The sequence below is a fragment of the Streptomyces sp. NPDC034111 genome (assembly GCF_055575375.1).
Genome location: NZ_JBVIST010000015.1, coordinates 129,430 through 148,422 on the forward strand (window position 1 = coordinate 129,430; position 18,993 = coordinate 148,422).

The window sequence follows — 18,993 nt, forward strand, 5'->3', positions numbered from 1 at the left end:
CGTTGTAAAGCACCTGATGCCGGTGTCGGACGCTATGCCCCGGAAGAGTGGAGCGCGGCGCGCAGGGCGGGATCGGTGAGGGCAATGGGGCCGTGGAGGGCAAGGGTGGTGAGGGAGACAGCAGTGGCGGGGGAGGAGGGACGGTCCGTGGCACCGGGCCTGACGGGCAACCGCTTTTCGCCCACGTCGGTGGCCCAGTCGCTGTACGGGTGGAGCTCGAAGCGGGCCACGGCCAGGGTGCCGAGGGTGAGGATCAACGGCAGCGCGAACCAGGCCAGAATCAGCCCGTCGGTCTCGCCGGCCGGGGCCGTCCAGTAGCTCGCCGCGGCGGCCAGCAGCACCAGCAGGGCCGCGCCCTGCACCTGACGGACCGCATTGCGCATGCCACGGGCGGCGGCGGGCAGCGCGAGCCCGGCGGCCACCAGCCGGTCGCCGACCGCCCGCACCGCGTCGTCGGCCATCAGGGCCTCGCGTATCTCGGGTATCTGGCGCTGCCCCTCGGGCCCTATGGCGCTGAGGGTGGCCTGCTCGACGGCGTCCTTCCCGACCGGATCGACCACGGTGGCCCAGCCGGTGTGGGCCAGCAGCAGCCGTCGCTGCTGCGCCATGAGCACCAGGACCACATCGGCGAGCCGGTGCGGTCCGCCGGAGAGATAGGCCATCTCGTACAGGGTCAGCCCTGACGCGGGGCCGTCCGCCGTGGCCGGGTCCGGGGCGGGCGCCGGCTGCCGGGCCGGTCCGGTGGCGCGGGCGACGGCGACCGCGGCACGGCAGATCTGCGCACAGGACAGCACCGCCGCCGCCGAGGCGACGAGGAGGAAGAGGAGCGACATGACAGATTTCTTACGGGATGGAGTATGACAACGCCACGAATTTTCCACCCCGGGCGCACCCCGCCGCACAACGGGCGGCGCTGCCCCGCACGCGGGGCAGCTGCCGGCCGTCCGCAGGCCGGCCTCCGCTCCGCCCCGGGCCGTCTGCCGGCCCGGCCGCCGGTCAGCTCCCGCCGCAGCCGCCCCCGCCCCCGCAGCTCGATCCACCGCCGCACGACGAGCCGCCACCGCAGGACGAACCGCCGCCGCACGAGGACGCCGCGCCACACGACGAACCGCCGCACCCCGACCCGGACCCGCCGTCGGACGCACCGCACCAGACGGTGTCGTCACCGCCCGACCCGCCACCGGAGTCACCGGACCACGAGCTGCCGGACGACGGGGTCCCGCCGCTCGAAGCGGTGGCCGCGGCGGCCCGGTGCGCCTCCTCGAACTGCTCACGCAGCAGCTCGTCCGCGAGCAGCGCGGTACCGCCGAGCGCCACCATGAGCCCGGCGGACTGCCCGGCCGCGACCGCGGCCGTCCGGGGGTTCGCCGCGTTCGCCGAGCGCAGCGCGGACGAGCCCGCCTTGGTGATGCGGCGGGTGAGCGCCTTGCGGCACAGCGCCCCCACGATCAGACCAGGGATCAGCGCCGGCCCGAGGGTGAAGACGAACGGCGGGCCGGATATGTCGTCGCCGACCCCGATGAGGGAGACCACCACGACGACGAAGAACAGCACCCCGCACGTCGTCTGCTGCGCCCTCGCGTACCGGCGCCAGCCCCGGCCCAGCCGCGGATGGCGCATCAGCCCGCGCGCCGCCAGCCGGTCGCCGATGCCCTGGACCGCCGGGCTGCGCATCGCCTCGGCCCGCACCGTGGCCAGCGCCCCGCCGGGCGTCCGGGCCACCGCGTCCAGGACGGCCGCCTCGACCGCGTCCCGGTGGCCGGCCTGACGTACGGTCACCACGCCCGGGCCGCCCACCGCCAGCCTGCCGTCCTCATGCATCGCGGCGAGCGCGGCATCCACCACCCGCGCCGGGCCGCCGGCGAGAAACGCCACCTCCCAGACGCTGTGCGTCAGCGCGTCCGACCTCCGGGCGGACGGTGTCCGACGCCGCACCACGAGCGTGCCGAGGACGAGCACCAGCGACGAGATCCCGACCGCCGCGTACCCCCACTGGTTGAAGGACACCCCGGTCACCTCCCTTCCAGCACGGCGCGCAGGGCGCGCGTCAGACGGGCCGCGGGCCGGGCGGACGGCGGCCTGGGGCCCGCGCGATCGCGCCACCAGCGCGTCAACTGCCGCCGCGCGGCCGGGTCCTCGGGACGGTCCTGGGCCAGCAGATGCGCCGCGAAGTCCAGGGCGTCCTGGCGGTAGCCGCCGCCCATGGGGCGGTGCCGGGCGTAGCCGAGGAACGCCGCCCGGTAGTCCGCGCCGAGGATCTCCGGCAGCTCGGGGGCGACCTTGGCGACCACCGAGGCGCGCTTGACGGTCAGCGCCCGGCTCTGCACCTGGAGCCGGGTCCGGTCGAAACCCTCGGGCGGCGGTGTCCCGGCGACCAGCGCGGACAGCAGCGCGGTCTGTGCCAGCGCCAGCCGCTGCCGCGCCGCGTCGGTACCGGTGCCCGGCCGGGCACCGTCCTGCACGGGCGGCTCGGTTATGGGCGTGTCCATTACGGGCGGCTCGGTCACGGGCGTCTCCCGTACGGCCTCAAGCAGCCTGCGTCGCATGACGGGCCTCCTTCAGTACCGTGCGGATCGCGTCCAGCTCCCCGGCCAGCTCCCCGCCCTCCGGAAAGTCGTCATCCCGTTCCAGCAGCACACCGGGCGGGGTGATCCGGGCACACAGCTCGGCGAGCACATCCAGCACCGGCCGGGTCACCGGATGGGCATGGCTGTCGTGCCACACCCCGTCCCGTTCCACCCCGCCCGCGACATGGACGTACGCGATGGCCTCGACCGGCAGCTCGTCCAGGGCCACCGCCGGGTCCTCACCCCGGTTGATGTGGTTGGTGTGGAGGTTGGCGACGTCGATGAGCAGCCGCACCCCGGTCCGCTCGACCAGCTCGGAGAGGAACTGCCCCTCGGTCAGCTCCTCACCGGGCCAGTTGATCAGGGCGGCGATGTTCTCCAGGGCCAGTGGCACCGGCAGCGCGTCCTGGGCGATCCGCACGTTCTCGCAGAGCACGTCCAGCGCGTCACGGGTGCGGGGGACGGGCAGCAGATGCCCGGCCTCCATCACCGGCGAGGCGGTCAGCGGCCCGCCGGCCCGGACGAACGCGATGTGCTCGGTGACCAGCGGTGCGCCCAGCGCCTCGGCGCGCTCGGCGAGGGCGGTCAGCCGGGCGGCATCGGGGCGGTCCGCGCCGCCGAGACCGAGCGAGACCCCGTGCGGGACGACGGTCGTGCCGCGCTCGCGCAACTGCCGCAGGGCGGCGGGCAGATGGCCCGGGCAGATGTTCTCCGCCACGACCTCCACCCAGTCCACCCCGGGCAGCTCCGCGATCTCCGCGGCGATTTCCGGCCGCCAGCCGATTCCGGTACCCAGGCGCTCCATGGCTCCCCCTCTCGCTCTGTGGTCGGGGTACTCATGGCCGCGTCAAGACCGGCCGAACCCTGAACCCGTCGAGTTCAGAGGTTGATTTGAGCTTCCCCGTGCGGTCCGCGCCGCCTCCGGCCGCTCAGCGGGCGCTGTCGAACCCCACCCCGGCGCCCAGCGCCGGCAGCACTCCACCGGTGGCCTGAACCAGCCGCCGCCGTCCGCGCGGACGACGAAAGACGGCCCACGCGGCCTCCCGGCGACCCCGCGGCTCCTCAGCCACTCCGCGCGGTCTCTCGGCGACCCCGCGGCTCTCAACCACCCCCCGCGGCCTCTCCATCATCGGGCGGCTCCTCAACCACCCTGCGGCAGCGCCTTCCGCAGCGCGGGATGGTCCGCGACGACCGTGCAGGACCCCGGTGCGATCTCGGTGAACCCCGCATCCTGGACCACCGGCAGCCCGCTGCGGGTCAGCGCCTCCCACTCCGAGGGCTCCGCCTGCCGTACGGCCAGCGCGAAGCCCGACGCGTACCAGGCGGCCCGCTCCTCCTCGGGCAGCTCCCACCATGCCAGTTGCGCACCATGGCCGGCCTGCGCCATCTCCTTGCCCGCCGACATCTCCAGCTCCGGGTTGAGCCACAGCACCGGAAGGCCGTCGGCGGGCGGCCCGGGCGGCTGGGGATCGTCCAGCTCCGTGCCCGAAACCTGGAGCCGGGCCAGGTCCTTCGGCCAGCCGTCCAGCGGTACCGGGGGATAGACCCGCACCTCGGCGCCGCGCCCACGGACCGTGATGCCCGGCAGCGCCTCGGCCCGCCGCCACTCCGCGCCGCGCGCCCGCCGCACCACCTTCCGGATCCGGGCGTCCTGCCAGTCCCGCACCGCCTGCGCCCAGGGGCCGTCCCCGGCCGACCGTTCGTCCGCCAGCAGCATCAGCACCGCCCGCGCGGCGGTCTCCAGGGCGTCCGTACGCGCCGGCGGCTCGGCCCGCTCTATCCGCGCGACGAGCGGCAGCACGAACTGGGGCGCCGCGTCCCGGTCGGTCTCTTCGTGGCGGAACGGGCTGCCGGAGCTGTTGCCGGGCTGCCCGGCGGTCTCACTGCTGGTCACGCTCCCAAGTCTGCCAGCCACCACTGACAACGCCGCCGCTCAGGTCGCCGCCCCGGCTCCGCCCTCATGACGGGCCCCACCCCGCCGGCCGCCGCCCGGGCGAACTGCCGCCGCCCGGAGCGCGGTTGTCGCGAACGTCGTGCCGTGCGCGCCCCGGCGACCACGCGCCGGCCGCTCCGGTTACCGTCAGGACGGCGGAGCGGCGGGGGACCGCCGGCGACGCCGGAGCCCGGGGCACGCCCGGGACGGGGCGCGGCGGGGGACGCCGTGAGGCAGTGGAGGTGCCGGAACGCATGAGGCTGGACGGGGTGGGGCGGCGCTACGGGGTGCGTGGCCCCTGGGTGCTGCGGGAGGTGCAACTGGACGTGCCCGCAGGCACGTTGCTGCGCGTCGAAGGGGCCAACGGCAGCGGCAAGTCCACCCTGCTGCGCCTGCTCGCCGGCATCGACCACCCCACCACCGGACGCATCACCGGCCGCCCGCGCAGCGCATACGTGCCCGAACGCTTCCCGGCCGCACTGCCCTTCACCGCCATCGGCTACCTCACCCACCTCGGCCGCATCCACGGTCTGCGCGGCCCCGAAGCCGTCCGTCGCGCGGGCGAGTGGCTCGAACGCTTCGGAGCGGCCGGACACGCCCGTACGCGGCTGGGCGAGCTCTCCAAGGGCACCAGCCAGAAGGTCGCCGTCGCGCAGGCCCTGCTCGCCGAGCCCGGACTCCTCGTCCTGGACGAGGCCTGGACCGGCCTGGACCGCGGCGCCCGCGAGGTGCTGGACCGGGCGGTCGCCGAACGGACCGCGGACGGCGGCACCGTCGTCTTCGTCGACCACGATCCGCAGCGGCTGGCCGGTGTGGCCGACGCCCGCTATCGGGTCGTCGACGGGCGGCTGCTCGCCCAGGAGGAGAGCGGCCCGGGAGCCGCGGGCACGATGACCACGGCCGGGCCACATGTGATCATCGAGGCGGAGGGCCCACCGGGCGGCGAATCGCGTACCACCGCCGGAGCGGCGCGGCTGCCCGGCGGCCCGGAGATCACACCGAGCCCGCACGGTACGACCCGGCTGACGGTCCCGGCCGTCCACTCCGACGCGCTGCTGCGCGCCCTGCTCGCTGCCCGTCCGCCCTGGCACATCCGCTCGGTCACCCCCGCTCCAGGCTTTCCTCCCGACGCCGTTCCCGGCTCTGCTCCCGACTCCGACGAGGCCCCCCTCCCGTGACCGCTCTTCTCTACTATCAGGCGGCGCTGCTCATCGGCTCGCACCGCTGGCTGCCGCCGGTCATCCTCTACGCGGCCTACTGGGCCATCGGCATCCGGAGCGGCGGCCCGATCCTCGATGCGCTGGGCTGGGCCGTGGCCGGCCTGCTCCCGGCCGCCGTATGGCTCACCAGGGTCTGTGTCACCAACGAGCCGCCGGCCGCCCGTAATTGCGCCGCGGCCGCCGCCGGGCCCGGCCGGGTACACCTCGCCTGCGTGCTGACCGCGGCCGGCGCCGGGCTGCTGCTCGCGCTCCCCGGTACGGCACTGGCCGTGCTGCGCTCCGATCCGCACTCCGCCGACCACCAAGTGGCGGTCCCGGTCCTGCCCGCGGCCGGTGCGGGGCTGCTCGCCGCGCTGGCCTGTGTGCTGCTGGGCTGTGCGATCGGCGCCCTGTGCAACTGGCCGGTCCTGCGCAGTCCCGCGTGGAGCATCCCCACCGGGCTGACCGCCGCCCTGCTGCTGCTCGTCCTCGGCGCCTCACCGGCCAACGCCGCCGTCTCGGGCCTGGTCACCGGCTCCGCCCACGGCACGATCAGCACCCCCTGGCTCCCGCTCGCCGGCACTGTCGCGATCGCAGCCGCCGCCACGGCCGTGGCCTGCGCCCTCACCTCCCGCCGCAGCTGACCGACGACAACCGCGGGCACGTCCCCACCACGTCCCACCACGTCCGACGGTCTCCCGGCACGTCCGACGGTCTCCCGGCACGTCCGACGGTCTCCCGCCACGTCCGACGGTCTCCCGCCACGTCCGACGGTCTCCCGCCACGTCCGACCGTCTCCCACCACGTCCACCACGTCCGCTATGCGTCCAGCACGTCCAACGCGGCCCCTGGGGAGCGGCGCTGCATCCGGCGCTCCCCCCGCCCCCTCCCCCTCCTCCCCCTTCGGGGGAGGGGGCGGGGGTGGGTTCGGGGGTGGGGGGAGGCCGCGGCGTACGCTCGCACCATGCCCGGCACCGACGACCACACCCCGCCCAGCGCCGCCCCGGCCACCGGCCCCGGCACCCGCGACGCCACTCCGCGGGCCGCCTCCGCACGCGACGCCGCGCCGCAGGACGCTGCCGCCCGCGCTGCCTCCGCCCTCGCCGACTGTCTCGACTGCGGGCGTCCCACCGAGTACCCGGTCGACCGGCCCGGCATCGTGCTCTGCCCCGTCTGCGAATGGCAGGAGGCCCAGCGCTCCGCCTGCTCCGGCTGACCGCGTTCCCAAGGATCCCGGCCGAAAGGGCACGTCCTGGCGAAAGGCACTCCCGGTCGAAAGCACGCCCGGTCGCAGGGTCCCCGGTCGCAGGGCCACCCGGTGGCCGGGCCACGCCCGGCCAACGGATCACACCGGGCCCAGGCTCACAGCTCACACCCGGTCAGTGGTGCCAAGGCCCCGTCACCGCGAACGTCGTCCCCGGCGTATAGCAGTTGACGTACATCGTGCGGTGGCCGGGCGAGAAGGTCACGCCGGCGAACTCGCCGTACTCGACCTTGCCGGGGGTGCCGCCCGGTGCCGTGGCGGCCGCGGGGACGGCCTGCCGGTTGCGCGCCATCGGGTAGACCGCGCCGCGCCGGGTGAGCCCGAAGACATGCTGCGCGCCGTCGCCGTCCTCGCAGACCATCAGGCCACCGCTGGGCGCGAGGCAGATGTTGTCGGGGGACTCGCCGGGCAGTTCGAGGTCGGTGTCCGGGCCGAAGACCACGACCTGGGTGAGCCGGCGTCGCCTCGGGTCGTACTTCCAGACCTGGCCGTAGTGGTCGGCCGCCGACCCGGCCGCGCGGTGCGCGAAGCTGGAGACGAAGTACACGCAGGTGCCGCCCCAGTAGCAGCCCTCCAGCTTCTGGGCGTGGGTGATGCCCTGCGGGCCGAAGTCCTGGAAGCGGATGGGGGTCCGGCGGGCGAGCGGATCGGGCACGTCCACCCAGGTGACGTGGTCGAAGGTGATGCCGGGCTCCTGGATGGTGGAGAGGTCGGGGACCCCCGGGACGCGCAGCGCCTGGAGGCGGCCGCCGGCCCGCAGCGAACCCCGGCCGCCCAGCGGCTTGTCCGGCAGGAAGCGGTAGAACAGCCCGAAGGGCTTCTCGAAGGCGTCCTCGGTCTCGTAGACCGTGCCGGTTCCGGGGTCGACGGCAACCGCCTCGTGCTGGAAGCGGCCCATCGCGGTGAGCGGGACCGCGCCGGTGCGCCGCGGGTCGTGGGGATCGACCTCGAAGATGAAGCCATGGTCCTTGGTGTAGTTCTCCTCACCGGCCCGTAGCTCGGTCTCCTCGCAGGTCAGCCAGGTGTTCCAAGGGGTGGGGCCGCCCGCGCAGTTGGTGGAGGTGCCGGCGATGGCGACCCGTTCGGAGCGCACGGTGTTGTCCCGGCCGAGTTCCAGGGCGGTACAGCCGCCCTCTCCACCGGGGTCGTACGTCAGATCGCTGACCCGGGGGACGGGTGAGCGGGAGCCCGTACGGTTCTCGTGGTTACGGACGAGGTAGGTGCCGCCGCGGCGGCCGGGAGCGGCGAAGGCCCCCATACCGTCGCAGTTGCTCGGCACCTTGCCCTCCCCCGAGAGCAGCGGGTCGCCCTCCCGGGAGAGGACCTGGTAGCGGAAGCCCTTGGGGAGGTCGAGCAGGCCTTCCGGGTCGGGGACCAGTGGGCCGTAGCCGCTCCGTCCCATGCTCCGGGCGGTCGCGGTCCCCGCGAAGAGCTCCGTGAGGCTCCCGGAGAAGGCGAGCGACGCTCCCAACGCGCCCGTTCTTGCCAGGATCTGACGTCGTGTCGCAGACATGGGTAACTCCCTGTTGGCGGACAGGTGACGTGACCCGCCTGTGTGTACCACGCACCCGGCCCGCCGGGAACCATCCGGCGCGCACGGCCTGGGCAGTGCTCCGCCCGCGTCGGCCCGCGCGGTCCACCGCAGTCGGGCGTCGCCCGGCCACCGAGTCAGCGCCTCCGCCGCCCGCGGTCAGCGCTCCCCGTCCACCGGACCGCCCGCCCCGCCCCCGTAATGCGCGACCAACGGCAGGAAGAGCTCGTCGACCACGGCCGTGACGGCGGCCTTCGAGGGCGCGCGATGGGTGAGCAGCACCTCCCCGGCCACGAGGGCGACCGGCAGGGCGCTGACCCGTGCGGGGATGCGGGACGGATCGAGCTCACCGCGCCGGGCCGCACGCTCCAGCAGCTCCGCCATCACGTCCCCGCCGGGCGCGCGGCCGCGTTCGGCCAGGAAGTCGTCCAGGTCGGTGCCGCGCGAACGGCTGTCGGTGAGGACCTGGAGGACGGGCGTGATCGCCGTCAGACGGGTGGTGACCTGGTCCAGCAGGGCGAGGACGTCGGTGCGCAGCGCCCCGGTGTCCGGCACCGGCGGTGGCAGCGGCGGCGTCCGGTGGCGCAGCGCGGCGAGGACCAGGTCGCGGCGCTGTGGCCAGCGCCGGTAGAGCACCGTCCGGCTGGTGTGGGCGCGGGCCGCGACGCCCTCGTACGTCAGGTCGTGGTAGCCGACGGCGAGCAGCTCCTCCCAGGTGGCCTGGAGGAGGGCCGCTTCCAGTTCCGCACCTCTGCGGCGGCGGCCCGAGGGCTGTGCGCCCCCCTTCACTTCGTTAGACACGGCCTGTATCTTACGACCCGGATAAGATACGGAGTGAACCTTAAGGAGTGCGATGCGCGGCAAGGGCGTGCAGTACGACACCGGAACGTTTCCGAACGGCGAGACCACCAACCCCGCGTTCACCCCCGCTCTCGCGGCACGCGATATGCGGATCATCGCCGAGGACCTGCATTGCAATGCCGTGCGTGTCACCGGTGGCGACCCCGCGCGGATCAGCGCGGCGGCCGAGGCCGCGGCGGAGTGCGGGCTCACGGTCTGGTACTCGCCGTTCCCCTGCGAGATGACGGAGGATCAGCTCCTGCCGTACTTCGTCGAGTGCGCGGACCGCGCCGAGGAGCTACGGCGCGCCGGGGCCGATACCGTGCTGGCCACCGGCTGCGAGATCAGCATCTTCAACCGCGGCTGGCTGCCCGGCGAGACGTTCAACGACCGCATGGAGACGCTGCGGGCGGCGCCGGAGGTGCGCGAGAAGGCGCTCGCCGCGATCCCGGGGCGGATCAACCCCTTCCTCGCCGAGGTCGCCGCGTCCGTCCGGCCGCGCTTCGGCGGTCCGCTCAGTTACGCGTCGATCCCCATCGAGCACATCGACTGGACGCCCTTCGACATCGTCGGGGTCGACGCGTACCGCAACCGCCACAACGCCGCCACCTATCGCGAGGACCTGCGGGAGAACTTCGCCCACGGCAAGCCGGTCGTGGTCACCGAGGCCGGCTGCTGTGCCTACCGCGGCGCCGGGGACATGGGCGCGGCCGGCTGGCTCGTCGTCGAGGCGGACGGCACGGTCACCCCCGGGACCGTACGGGACGAGGGCGAACAGGTCCGCTACATGGACGACTTGCTGCCCGTCTTCGAGGAGGAGGGGGTCGACACGGCCTTCTGGTTCAGCTTCGCGTGCTACGCCCTGCCGCACCGGAAGGATCCGCTCAGGGACGTGGACCTGGGCTCGTACGGCATCGTCAAGGTGCTCGACGGCACGCCGTCACGGACGTACCCCGGTATGCCCTGGGAGCCGAAGGAGGCGTTCCATGCGCTGGCCCGGCACTACGGGCGCAGCGCCGGGAAGCCGGAGTCCTAGAGTCCGCCGCCCTCGACCAGCGGTTTGGCGTCGCGGGCCAGCGCCGTCAGCCGGGAGATCGCCCGGAAGTACTTCTTGCGGTAGCCGCCGCGCAGCATCTCCTCGCTGAACAGCTCGTCGAAGGCCTTGCCGGAGGTCAGCACCGGCACCTCGCGGTCGTAGAGCCGGTCCGCGAGGACCACCAGCCGCAGCGCGGTGGACTGGTCGGGCACCGCCTGGACGTCGGTGAGGCAGACCGCCTCGATGCCGTCGCACATCGCGCCGTAACGGCTGGGGTGCACCTTTGACAGATGCTCCAGGAGGGAGGGGAAGTCGTCGAGCGAGGCACCGGGGGTGCGGTAGGCGGTGCGGGTGACGGTCTCGTCGTCGTACGGCGCGGGCGCCTCGGGCAGACCGCGGTGGCGGTAGTCCTCACCGTCGATGCGCAGCGGGCGGAAGTGCGCGCTCAGGCCCTGGATCTCCCGCAGGAAGTCGGCGGCGGCGAACCGGCCCTCGCCGAGCTTGCCGGGCAGTGTGTTGGAGGTGGCGGCCAGCGCCACTCCGGCGTCCACCAGCTTGCCGAGGAGGGTGGAGACCAGCACCGTGTCGCCGGGGTCGTCCAGCTCGAACTCGTCGATGCACAGCAGCTTGTGTTCGCTGAGCGTACGGACGGTCTGCTGGAAGCCGAGCGCGCCGACGAGGTTCGTCAGCTCGACGAAGGTGCCGAAGGCCTTCCGCTCTGCCGGGGCCGGGGCGGCGTGCCACAAGGAGGCGAGCAGATGGGTCTTGCCGACGCCGTAGCCACCGTCCAGATAGACGCCGCGCGGGCCCTTGGGGGCGGCTGCCTTCTTGGGGTTCCTGGCGAACCAGCGCCGCTTGGCGGTGCCCGCTCCCGTCCCGGCGTCGATGCTGTCCGCGAAGTCGCTCAGCACCTGGACGGCCTCGGCCTGGCTGGGCTGCTTGGCGTCCGGGATGTAGGTGTCGAAGCGGGCGCCCTGGAAACGCGGCGGCGGCACCATCTCGGCGACCAGACGGTCGGCAGGGACGTGCGGGGCGCGGGCGGTGAGCGCGGCGGGCGCCACGTCCTCCCCGTCGGCCGGCGGTCCGGCTATCGGGTCGGGCTGCGGGGAAGAGGGCTGGGAAGGCGACACAGCCGTCCAGCCTATCTCCTCCGACGTCCCGCCCGGTCCGCCGGGCGAGGCATGTCACACTGCCGCCATGCGACGCCTGTTCCCCCTACCGGCCCAGCCCGCGCCCGCCCCCGACGGCCAGGACTCCTTGGTCGCGTCGGCCGCCGCACTCATCGACCGGCAGTGGTCGCTGGACGAGCTGGCCGACGCCTACGCCTATCCGGCGGCGGACGACCCGGCGCGCGCGGGGCGCACCGGATGGCTGCGCGCCAACATGGTGTCCTCCATGGACGGTGCGGCCCATCACGAGGGCCGCTCCCAGCCGCTGTCCAGCGATGCCGATATGCGGATCTTCGGGGTGCTGCGCGGGCTCGCGGACGCCGTGGTCGTGGGCGCCGAGACGGTCCGCAAGGAGGGCTACCGGCCGGCCCGCGCCCGGGAGGCCTTCGCCGCACGCCGGGCCGCCGCGGGGCAGGCCCCGGCCCCCGCCATCGTGGTGGTCACCGCCGGTCTGGGGCTGGACTTCACGCTGCCGCTGTTCACCGAGCCGCTGGTCCCCACCCTCGTACTGACCGGCGCGGGGGCGCCGGCGGACCGGGTGACCAGGGCCCGGGCGGCGGGTGTCGAGGTGCTGTTCGCCGGCGAGGGCCTGGGTGTCGACCCGGCGCGGGTGGCCGGGGTGCTGGCCGGACGGGGACACTCCCGGCTGCTCACGGAGGGCGGGCCGATGCTGCTGGGGCAGTTCGCGGCGGCCGGTGCGGTGGACGAGATGTGTCTGACGCTGGCTCCGGTGGTGGCGGTCGGCGATGCGCCGAGGATCATGAACGGACCTACGGTCCCGGTTCCCGCGCGGTTCGCGTTGGCGTCCGTATTGGAGGAGGCCGGGTTCCTGTTCACTCGGTACCGTCGGTCCTGAAATCGGCGGAATTATCTGTTCCGCTTAGCTTCCTTTGGGCACACTAAAAGCCAACAGTCCCGTGTGGCGACGGGGCAGGATGTTTTCTGTCGGGCGCAATGCGGCGCCCTGAAGAGAAGAAGGGCGTGCGTCGTGTTCACGAGCGTATTGATGATCGAGAAACCTCTGACGCCCGCCGACGTGGAGTTCGTGACGACCCTGCACGGCGACGACCGGACCTCCTTCGTCGTCCTCATGCAGCCCCGCGGCAAGCAGGACGTCCTGCTGCGGGCCATCGACGACGTCGCCCTCGGCGAGTTCGACGACGCCGTACGGGAGACCGAGGAAGTGGGCGGCCCGCAGGCTGACACCCCCGCCGAAGCCGCCCTGGCGCACACCCTCCAGGCGCTGCGCGACGCGGGCGCGGAGGCCATCGGCCAGGTCGTCGAGCACCATCCGCTCGACCTGCTGCGCTCCGTCGTCGACGAGACCGGTGCGGACGAGGTGATCGTGCTGACCACCCCGCACTTCGTCGAGGAGTTCTTCCACCGCGACTGGGCCTCCCGCGCCCGCCACAAGGTCGGCGTCCCGGTCCTCAAACTCTTCTCGCACGCGGCGGACGACCGGCCCCAGGGACCGGCCGAGGACTGAGCGCCGGTCAACGCAGAGGAGCCCCGTCACCCGAAAGGCGTACGGGTGGCTCATTGCCGGTCCACCGGGGCGCCCGCCGCGGTCGTCAGAGCCGGGCCGCCGGGCGCGGAACCAGCCGCCCGTCCCGCACCTGAGTGATCTCGTCCACCGCGTCCAGATGCGTACGGTCGTGGGTGACCAGCACCGTGGCCGTGCCGCGCTGGTGGGTCAGTGCGCGCAGCAGGTCGAGGACCGCCGCGCCGCGCTCGTGGTCCAGCGCGCTGGTCGGCTCGTCCACGAGCAGCACCGCGGGCTCGTTCATCAGCGCCCGGGCGATATTGATCCGCTGCCGCTGACCGCCCGAGAGCTGATGCGGCCGCCGGTCGGCCTGCCGCTCCAGGCCGACCGCCGCCAGCAGCTCCCGCGCACGGGCCCGCGCCTTACGGGGTGAGCGGCCGTCCAGATGGGCCATCACCTGAAGCTGCTCCGCGGCCGTCAGGGAGGGCAGCAGATTCGGCTGCTGGAAGACGATGCCGATGGTCGTACGGCGCAGCGCCGTCAGCTCGCCGCGGCCGAGGCCCGTGGTGTCCGTACCGTCGACCACCACACGCCCGCGGTCCGGACGGATCAGCGTCGCGGCGACCGCGAGCAGACTGGACTTCCCGGACCCGGACGGCCCGATCAGCGCGGTCAGACACCCGGCGGGCACGGCCAACGAGACCGCGTCCAGCGCGGTCAGCCTGGAATCGCCGTCGGGGTAGGTCAGGGTGACATCGGTCAGTTCGAGGCTCATCGGGCACTTCCCAGGGCGGTCAGCGGGTCGACGGACGTGATGCGGCGGAGGGCGAGCGCGGCGCCGACGGCCCCCAGCGCGATCATGATCAGGGCCGGGAGGAGCACCGTGGACGGGTCGAGCACGAACGGCACCGTGCCGCCGACCGCGCCGCCCACCCCCGCCGCCACGGCGGTGCCCAGGCCGGTACCGAGCACCAACAGGACGACGGCCTGGCCGAGCGCATCGCGCAGCAGCCAGCGGGTGGAGGCGCCCAGCGCCTTCAGCACCGCGACATCACCGCTGCGCTGGATCGTCCACACGGTGAAGAACGCGCCGATGACCAGCGCGGAGATGGCGAACAGAAAGCCGCGCATCAGCTCCAGCGAGCCGTGCTCGGCGGCGTACGAGCCGATGGCCTCCAGGGCGTCGTCGGCGGCGACGGTCCTGGTGCCGAGCTTCTTGTCGGCGGCCGCCAGATCGGCCGCCCCGGTGGTGGAGAGGGCGAGCACGGTGGCACCCACGGAGGAGGCGGAATCGCCGCCCCTCCCGGGGGTGCCCGCAAGCTCCTTCCAGTCCCCGGACGACGTCCAGACCACCGGCGTATGGCTGTACATCGCCGCGCCCGATACCGCCGCGACGCGGAACGTACGGCCGCCCAGCGTCAGCGAGGCCCCGGCCCGCACCCCGAGCGAGGCGGCGGCCTTCGCGGACAGCACCACCGCACCGTCCGCGACCCCTTCCGCCGGCCCCAGCGGCGACCCGGGCCGCACCCCGAACGCCGACACCGCGGCCGTCCGCCCGGCCGCCTCGGCCTTCGTCGTGGCGATCCCCAGCGGCTCGGCGCGCCGTACGCCCGGCACCCGCGCCCAGTCCCGTACGGTCCGCTCCGCCAGCCGCGAATCGGCGAAGGCGACGCGGCCGTCCCCGGCGGGGGCCGAGAAGACCAGGTGGTCGGCGGGCAGCCCGGTGATCGCCGAGGTGTTCTCCCGGCCCAGGCCCGCCGTCAGGCCCGACAGCAGGCCCACCAGCACCGTGATCAGCACGATGACGGTGCCCATCAGGGCGAACCGCCCCTTGGCGAATCTCAGGTCTCTCCAGGCGACGAACACAGGCTTTGCCATCCTCGGATCCGGGCGGCCGGACCCACTGCCCGGCGGCTGGACCCACCGTCGCCTTCCGTAAGGGGCCCGGGCATCGCGCCGCGGAGCGGTCCGCCGGCATCGAAGGGTGCGCCCCGGGATCAACCCTTTGATTGATGCCGCGGGTGAGGCGGGCCCTTAGCCTGAGGGGGCCGTGACCGAAGAAGCCGTGACCGCCCCCTCCCTCACCCCCGTCCTGCGGGTCCTGCGCAGCTGCCTGCACCTGATGGTGGCCGCGCTGCTCGCGCTGGCCTCGGTGCGCGCGGTCGCCGATCACGCCCCCGAGGCCCCGGCCGTGCTCCCCACCGCCGTCGCGCTGTTCGCCGTCTACGCCCTCGGCCCCCGGCTTCCCCGCGTCCGGACCTCCACCGGCGCCGCCGCCGTCTGGCTCGGCGCCGTGGCCCTGATCTGGCTGGTGCTGCTCGCCCTCACCCCGGACGGCGTCTGGCTCGCCTTCCCGCTCTTCTTCGTCCAGGTCCACCTGCTGCCGCTGCGCTGGGCACTGCCCGCCGTCGCAGCCACCACCCTCGCCGCCATCGCCGGATTCGGGTGGCACACCCACACCCTCAGCGTCGGCACGGTGCTCGGACCCGCCCTGGGAGCCGCCGTCGCGGTCGCCGTCGTCCTCGGTTACGAAGCCCTCTACCGGGAGAGCGAACAGCGCCGCCGCCTCATCGAGGAGCTGACCGCGGCCCGCAGCGAACTGGCCGCCGCGGAACGCGCCGCCGGGGTGCTCGCCGAACGCGAGCGGCTGGCCCGCGAGATCCACGACACCCTCGCCCAGGGCCTGTCCAGCATCCAGCTGCTGCTGCGGGCCGCCGAACGCGCCATACCGGAGCGGCCCGAAACCGCCCTCGGCCATGTCCGGCAGGCCCGTACGGCCGCCGTCGACAACCTCGCCGAGGCGCGCCGGTTCGTCCGCGCGCTGAGCCCGCCCGATCTGGAGGCGGGGTCGCTGCCCGCCGCCCTGGAGCGGCTGTGCGCCACCACCGCCCGCACCTCCGGTCTGACCGTGCACTGCCAGGTCTCCGGCACGCCCACCACCCTGCCCACCCCGCACGAGGTCGCCCTGCTGCGCATCGCCCAGTCCGCGCTCGCCAACACCGTCCGGCACGCCGCCGCCGGCCGCGTCGAGCTGACCCTCAGCTACATGGACACCGAGGTCGCCCTGGACGTGGTCGACGACGGCGCCGGGTTCGTCCCCGCCGAGGTGCCGGCACCGGGTTCAGCGGCGGCCGACGGCACCGGCTTCGGCCTGGCCGCGATGCGTGCCAGGGCCCGCGCCCTCCAGGGCACCCTCGCCGTCGAGTCCGCCCCCGGGGAGGGCACCGCCCTCGCCGTCACCCTGCCCTGCACCCCCGCAGCGCCCCGCACCCCGGAGGCCGCCTCGTGACCGGCACGTCCCCCAAGCTCTCGGCTTCGCTCGAGCAGGGAGGTGCCCCCGTCACCCGGCTGCTGCTCGCCGACGACCACCCCGTCGTACGGGCGGGACTGCGGGCCGTCCTGGAGACCGAACCGGGCTTCGAGGTGGTCGCCGACGTCCCCACCGCCGAGCAGGCCGTCGACCTCGCCGCGGAGCGCGACCTCGACGTGGTCCTCATGGACCTCCAGTTCGGCGGCCGGATGCTGGGCTCCCAGGCCACCGCCGCGATCACCGCCCGCCCCGGTGCCCCCCGCGTCCTCGTCCTGACCACGTACGACACCGACGCCGACATCCTCGCCGCCATCGAGGCCGGCGCGACCGGCTACCTCCTCAAGGACGCTCCGCCCGAGGAGCTGGCCGCCGCCGTACGCACCGCCGCCGCCGGCAAGTCCGCCCTTGCGCCCACCGTCGCACTGCGCCTGATGGACCGGATGCGCACGCCCGCCACCGCGCTCTCCCGCCGGGAGACCGAGGTCCTCCAGCTGGTCGCCGACGGCCTCTCCAACGCCGCGGTCAGCAAACGGCTCTTCCTCAGCCAGGCGACCGTCAAGTCCCACCTTGTCCACATCTACGCCAAGCTGGGGGTGGACTCCCGTACGTCCGCGGTCGCCGCGGCCACCGCGCAGGGCCTGATCCGCCGCTGAACCCCCCGGACACCCGCTGGATACCCGCCCGCGCCCCGGCCGGCGTCCCCGGCAGCGGGCCGCGGACCGGCGCTGTCGGTGCCGGGTGCGAGAATCATCGACAGCACGACAGGCGCATCAGCACGCCAGCACCACCGCTCGCGATGATCGACGATCAGGGAGACGCACCATGGCACCCGCCATCCCAGCCTCGATGGACCGGCCGCACTTCATCGGCATCGGCGGAGCCGGCATGTCGGGCATCGCCAAGATCCTCGCCCAGCGCGGCGCCCAGGTGGCGGGCAGCGACGCCAAGGACTCCGCCACCGCCCGGGCCCTGCGCGACCTCGGCGCCACGGTCCACATCGGCCATGCCGCCCAGCACCTCGCCGCCGACGCCACCAGCGTCGTGGTCTCCTCCGCGATCCGCCCCGACAACCCCGAGCTGGCCGCCGCCCACGAGCGCGGCATCCCGGTCGTGCACCGCTCCGACGCCCTCGCCTCCCTCATGGAGGGCCTGCGCCCCATCGCGGTGGCGGGCACCCACGGCAAGACGACGACCACCTCCATGCTCGCCGTCTCCCTCGGCGCCCTCGGCCTCAAGCCGTCCTACGCCATCGGCGGCGACCTCGACGCCCCGGGCTCCAACGCCGAGCACGGCGCCGGCGAGATCTTCGTCGCCGAGGCCGACGAAAGCGACCGCAGCTTCCACAAGTACGCCCCCGAAGTCGCCATCATCCTCAACGTCGAGCTGGACCACCACGCCAACTACGCCTCGATGGACGAGATCTACGAGTCCTTCGAGACCTTCGTCGGCCGGATCCGCCCCGGCGGCACCCTGGTCATCGCCGCCGACCAGCCCGGCGCCCGCGAGCTGACCGACAGGATCTCCGGCCGCTTCGACATCGAGGTCGTCACCTACGGCGAGTCCGAGGACGCCGACGTCCGCGTCCTCAAGGTCAACCCCCGCGGTCTGACCAGCGATGTCACGGTCGCCCTCACCAGCGGCAAGATCCTCACCTTCACCGTCTCCGTGCCCGGCCGGCACTACGCCCACAACGCCGTCGCCGCCCTGGCCGCCGGCGTCGCCCTGGGCCTGCCGCCGCACAACCTCGCCTCCGCGCTCGGCAAGTACACCGGCGTCAAGCGCCGCCTCCAGCTCAAGGGCGAGGCGGCCGGCGTCCAGGTCATCGACTCCTACGCCCACCACCCCACGGAGATGACCGCCGACCTGGAGGCCATCCGCGGCGCCGCGGAGAACTCCCGTGTGCTGGTCGTCTTCCAGCCGCACCTCTTCTCCCGCACCCAGGAACTGGGCGTGGAGATGGGCCAGGCGCTCGCCCTGGCCGACGCCTCCGTCGTCCTGGACATCTACCCGGCCCGTGAGGACCCGATCCCGGGCATCACCAGCGCCCTGATCATCGACGCCGCACGGGCCGCCGGCGCCGAGGTCACCCCCGAGAGCGACCAGGCCGCCGTCCCGGACGTGATCGCCGGAATGGTGCAGCCCGGTGACCTTGTTCTCACCATGGGCGCGGGCGATGTGACCGACCTCGGCCCCGCCATCCTGACCCGCCTGGGCCGCTGAGCTGAGGAGGCACCGCAGATGCCGTACGAGATCGACAAGCCCGACGACCAGTGGCGCACCGAGCTGACCCCCGCCGAGTACCACGTACTCCGCGAGGCCGGCACCGAGCCCGCCTTCGTCGGCGCATACACCGACACCAAGACCGCCGGCGTCTACTCCTGCCGCGCCTGCGGTGCCGAACTCTTCCGCTCCGACACCAAATTCGAGAGCCACTGCGGCTGGCCGAGCTTCTACGACCCCAAGGACGCAGAAGCGGTCGAACTCATCCAGGACCGCTCGCACGGCATGGTCCGCACCGAAGTCCGCTGCGCGAAGTGCGGCTCGCACCTCGGCCATGTCTTCGAGGGCGAGGGCTATCCGACGCCGACGGACCAGCGGTACTGCATCAACTCGATCTCGTTGCGGCTGGTCCCCGACGAGGGCTGAGAGCTGTGTGGGCGG

The 18,993-nt window shown here is 73.8% G+C and carries 18 protein-coding genes and 1 pseudogene; 10 read left to right on the forward strand and 9 right to left on the reverse strand.

What is annotated here, in order from left to right; translation table 11 throughout:
• Nucleotides 1–32 precede the first annotated feature (32 nt).
• The 4 genes and pseudogenes from ACZ55A_RS27565 to ACZ55A_RS27580 form a co-directional block, all read right to left on the reverse strand.
• Complete coding sequence (locus ACZ55A_RS27565; protein ID WP_468845357.1) at nucleotides 33–833, reverse strand: TIGR04222 domain-containing membrane protein; 801 nt, start codon at nucleotides 831–833, stop codon at nucleotides 33–35.
• A 163-nt stretch (nucleotides 834–996) separates the two neighbouring features.
• Nucleotides 997–2,007 carry a TIGR04222 domain-containing membrane protein gene (locus ACZ55A_RS27570; protein WP_468845360.1) on the reverse strand — a complete coding sequence of 337 codons (1,011 nt, stop codon included), beginning with the start codon at nucleotides 2,005–2,007 and terminating at the stop codon, nucleotides 997–999.
• A gap of 5 nt (nucleotides 2,008–2,012) precedes the next feature.
• Nucleotides 2,013–3,372, reverse strand: a pseudogene (locus ACZ55A_RS27575) (MbnB/TglH/ChrH family RiPP precursor modification enzyme).
• 336 nt (nucleotides 3,373–3,708) lie between these two features.
• Nucleotides 3,709–4,461: an aminoacyl-tRNA hydrolase gene (locus ACZ55A_RS27580; RefSeq protein ID WP_468845363.1), complete on the reverse strand. Its 753-nt coding sequence runs from the start codon at nucleotides 4,459–4,461 to the stop codon at nucleotides 3,709–3,711.
• Between the two features lie 293 nt (nucleotides 4,462–4,754).
• Here ACZ55A_RS27580 and ACZ55A_RS27585 point away from each other — a divergent pair, with 293 nt between their 5' ends.
• From ACZ55A_RS27585 to ACZ55A_RS27595, 3 genes are all read left to right on the forward strand, one after another.
• Nucleotides 4,755–5,678: an ATP-binding cassette domain-containing protein gene (locus ACZ55A_RS27585; RefSeq protein ID WP_468845365.1), complete on the forward strand. Its 924-nt coding sequence runs from the start codon at nucleotides 4,755–4,757 to the stop codon at nucleotides 5,676–5,678.
• The gene (locus ACZ55A_RS27590; RefSeq protein ID WP_468845368.1) at nucleotides 5,675–6,343 is read left to right on the forward strand and encodes an ABC transporter; all 669 of its coding nucleotides are present in this window, start codon (nucleotides 5,675–5,677) and stop codon (nucleotides 6,341–6,343) included. Before ACZ55A_RS27585 ends, ACZ55A_RS27590 begins: the two co-directional genes overlap by 4 nt.
• 320 nt (nucleotides 6,344–6,663) lie before the next feature.
• A complete protein-coding gene (locus ACZ55A_RS27595; RefSeq protein ID WP_468845370.1) occupies nucleotides 6,664–6,915 on the forward strand; it encodes a hypothetical protein in 252 nt (83 codons plus the stop codon).
• A gap of 163 nt (nucleotides 6,916–7,078) precedes the next feature.
• Here ACZ55A_RS27595 and ACZ55A_RS27600 read toward each other — a convergent pair whose 3' ends face one another.
• Entirely contained in the window at nucleotides 7,079–8,476 is a 1,398-nt protein-coding gene (locus tag ACZ55A_RS27600; protein WP_468845373.1) for an alkaline phosphatase PhoX, read from the reverse strand.
• 177 nt (nucleotides 8,477–8,653) lie between these two features.
• On the reverse strand, nucleotides 8,654–9,295 hold the full coding sequence (locus tag ACZ55A_RS27605) for a TetR/AcrR family transcriptional regulator (protein WP_468845376.1): 642 nt from the start codon (nucleotides 9,293–9,295) through the stop codon (nucleotides 8,654–8,656).
• 52 nt (nucleotides 9,296–9,347) lie between these two features.
• Here ACZ55A_RS27605 and ACZ55A_RS27610 point away from each other — a divergent pair, with 52 nt between their 5' ends.
• On the forward strand, nucleotides 9,348–10,370 hold the full coding sequence (locus ACZ55A_RS27610; RefSeq protein WP_468845379.1) for a hypothetical protein: 1,023 nt from the start codon (nucleotides 9,348–9,350) through the stop codon (nucleotides 10,368–10,370).
• Here ACZ55A_RS27610 and zapE read toward each other — a convergent pair.
• Nucleotides 10,367–11,500, reverse strand: coding sequence for a cell division protein ZapE (zapE, locus tag ACZ55A_RS27615; RefSeq protein ID WP_468845382.1), 1,134 nt, complete (start codon nucleotides 11,498–11,500; stop codon nucleotides 10,367–10,369). The two genes, ACZ55A_RS27610 and zapE, sit on opposite strands and share 4 nt — an antisense overlap.
• 67 nt (nucleotides 11,501–11,567) lie before the next feature.
• Here zapE and ACZ55A_RS27620 point away from each other — a divergent pair, with 67 nt between their 5' ends.
• Both ACZ55A_RS27620 and ACZ55A_RS27625 read left to right on the forward strand, forming a co-directional pair.
• A complete protein-coding gene (locus ACZ55A_RS27620; RefSeq protein WP_468845384.1) occupies nucleotides 11,568–12,395 on the forward strand; it encodes a dihydrofolate reductase family protein in 828 nt (275 codons plus the stop codon).
• Between the two features lie 150 nt (nucleotides 12,396–12,545).
• Nucleotides 12,546–13,025, forward strand: coding sequence for an indole-3-glycerol phosphate synthase (locus tag ACZ55A_RS27625; protein WP_468845386.1), 480 nt, complete (start codon nucleotides 12,546–12,548; stop codon nucleotides 13,023–13,025).
• An 85-nt stretch (nucleotides 13,026–13,110) separates the two neighbouring features.
• Here ACZ55A_RS27625 and ACZ55A_RS27630 read toward each other — a convergent pair whose 3' ends face one another.
• Both ACZ55A_RS27630 and ACZ55A_RS27635 read right to left on the reverse strand, forming a co-directional pair.
• Entirely contained in the window at nucleotides 13,111–13,797 is a 687-nt protein-coding gene (locus ACZ55A_RS27630; RefSeq protein ID WP_468845388.1) for an ABC transporter ATP-binding protein, read from the reverse strand.
• Nucleotides 13,794–14,888: an ABC transporter permease gene (locus ACZ55A_RS27635; protein ID WP_468845473.1), complete on the reverse strand. Its 1,095-nt coding sequence runs from the start codon at nucleotides 14,886–14,888 to the stop codon at nucleotides 13,794–13,796. Before ACZ55A_RS27635 ends, ACZ55A_RS27630 begins: the two co-directional genes overlap by 4 nt.
• Nucleotides 14,889–15,072: 184 nt before the next feature.
• Here ACZ55A_RS27635 and ACZ55A_RS27640 point away from each other — a divergent pair, with 184 nt between their 5' ends.
• The 4 genes from ACZ55A_RS27640 to msrB all read left to right on the forward strand — a co-directional run bounded on the left by ACZ55A_RS27640 (nucleotide 15,073) and on the right by msrB (nucleotide 18,978).
• Nucleotides 15,073–16,311, forward strand: a complete 1,239-nt coding sequence (locus ACZ55A_RS27640) for a sensor histidine kinase (RefSeq protein WP_468845390.1) — start codon at nucleotides 15,073–15,075, stop codon at nucleotides 16,309–16,311.
• On the forward strand, nucleotides 16,308–16,985 hold the full coding sequence (locus ACZ55A_RS27645; RefSeq protein WP_468845392.1) for a response regulator: 678 nt from the start codon (nucleotides 16,308–16,310) through the stop codon (nucleotides 16,983–16,985). The genes ACZ55A_RS27640 and ACZ55A_RS27645 overlap by 4 nt, the downstream gene beginning before the upstream one ends.
• A gap of 169 nt (nucleotides 16,986–17,154) precedes the next feature.
• Nucleotides 17,155–18,552 (forward strand): UDP-N-acetylmuramate--L-alanine ligase, encoded by a 1,398-nt coding sequence (gene murC / locus ACZ55A_RS27650; protein ID WP_468845394.1) that lies wholly within the window; start codon nucleotides 17,155–17,157, stop codon nucleotides 18,550–18,552.
• Between the two features lie 18 nt (nucleotides 18,553–18,570).
• Nucleotides 18,571–18,978 (forward strand): peptide-methionine (R)-S-oxide reductase MsrB, encoded by a 408-nt coding sequence (gene msrB / locus ACZ55A_RS27655; RefSeq protein WP_468845397.1) that lies wholly within the window; start codon nucleotides 18,571–18,573, stop codon nucleotides 18,976–18,978.
• The last annotated feature ends 15 nt before the right edge of the window (nucleotides 18,979–18,993 follow it).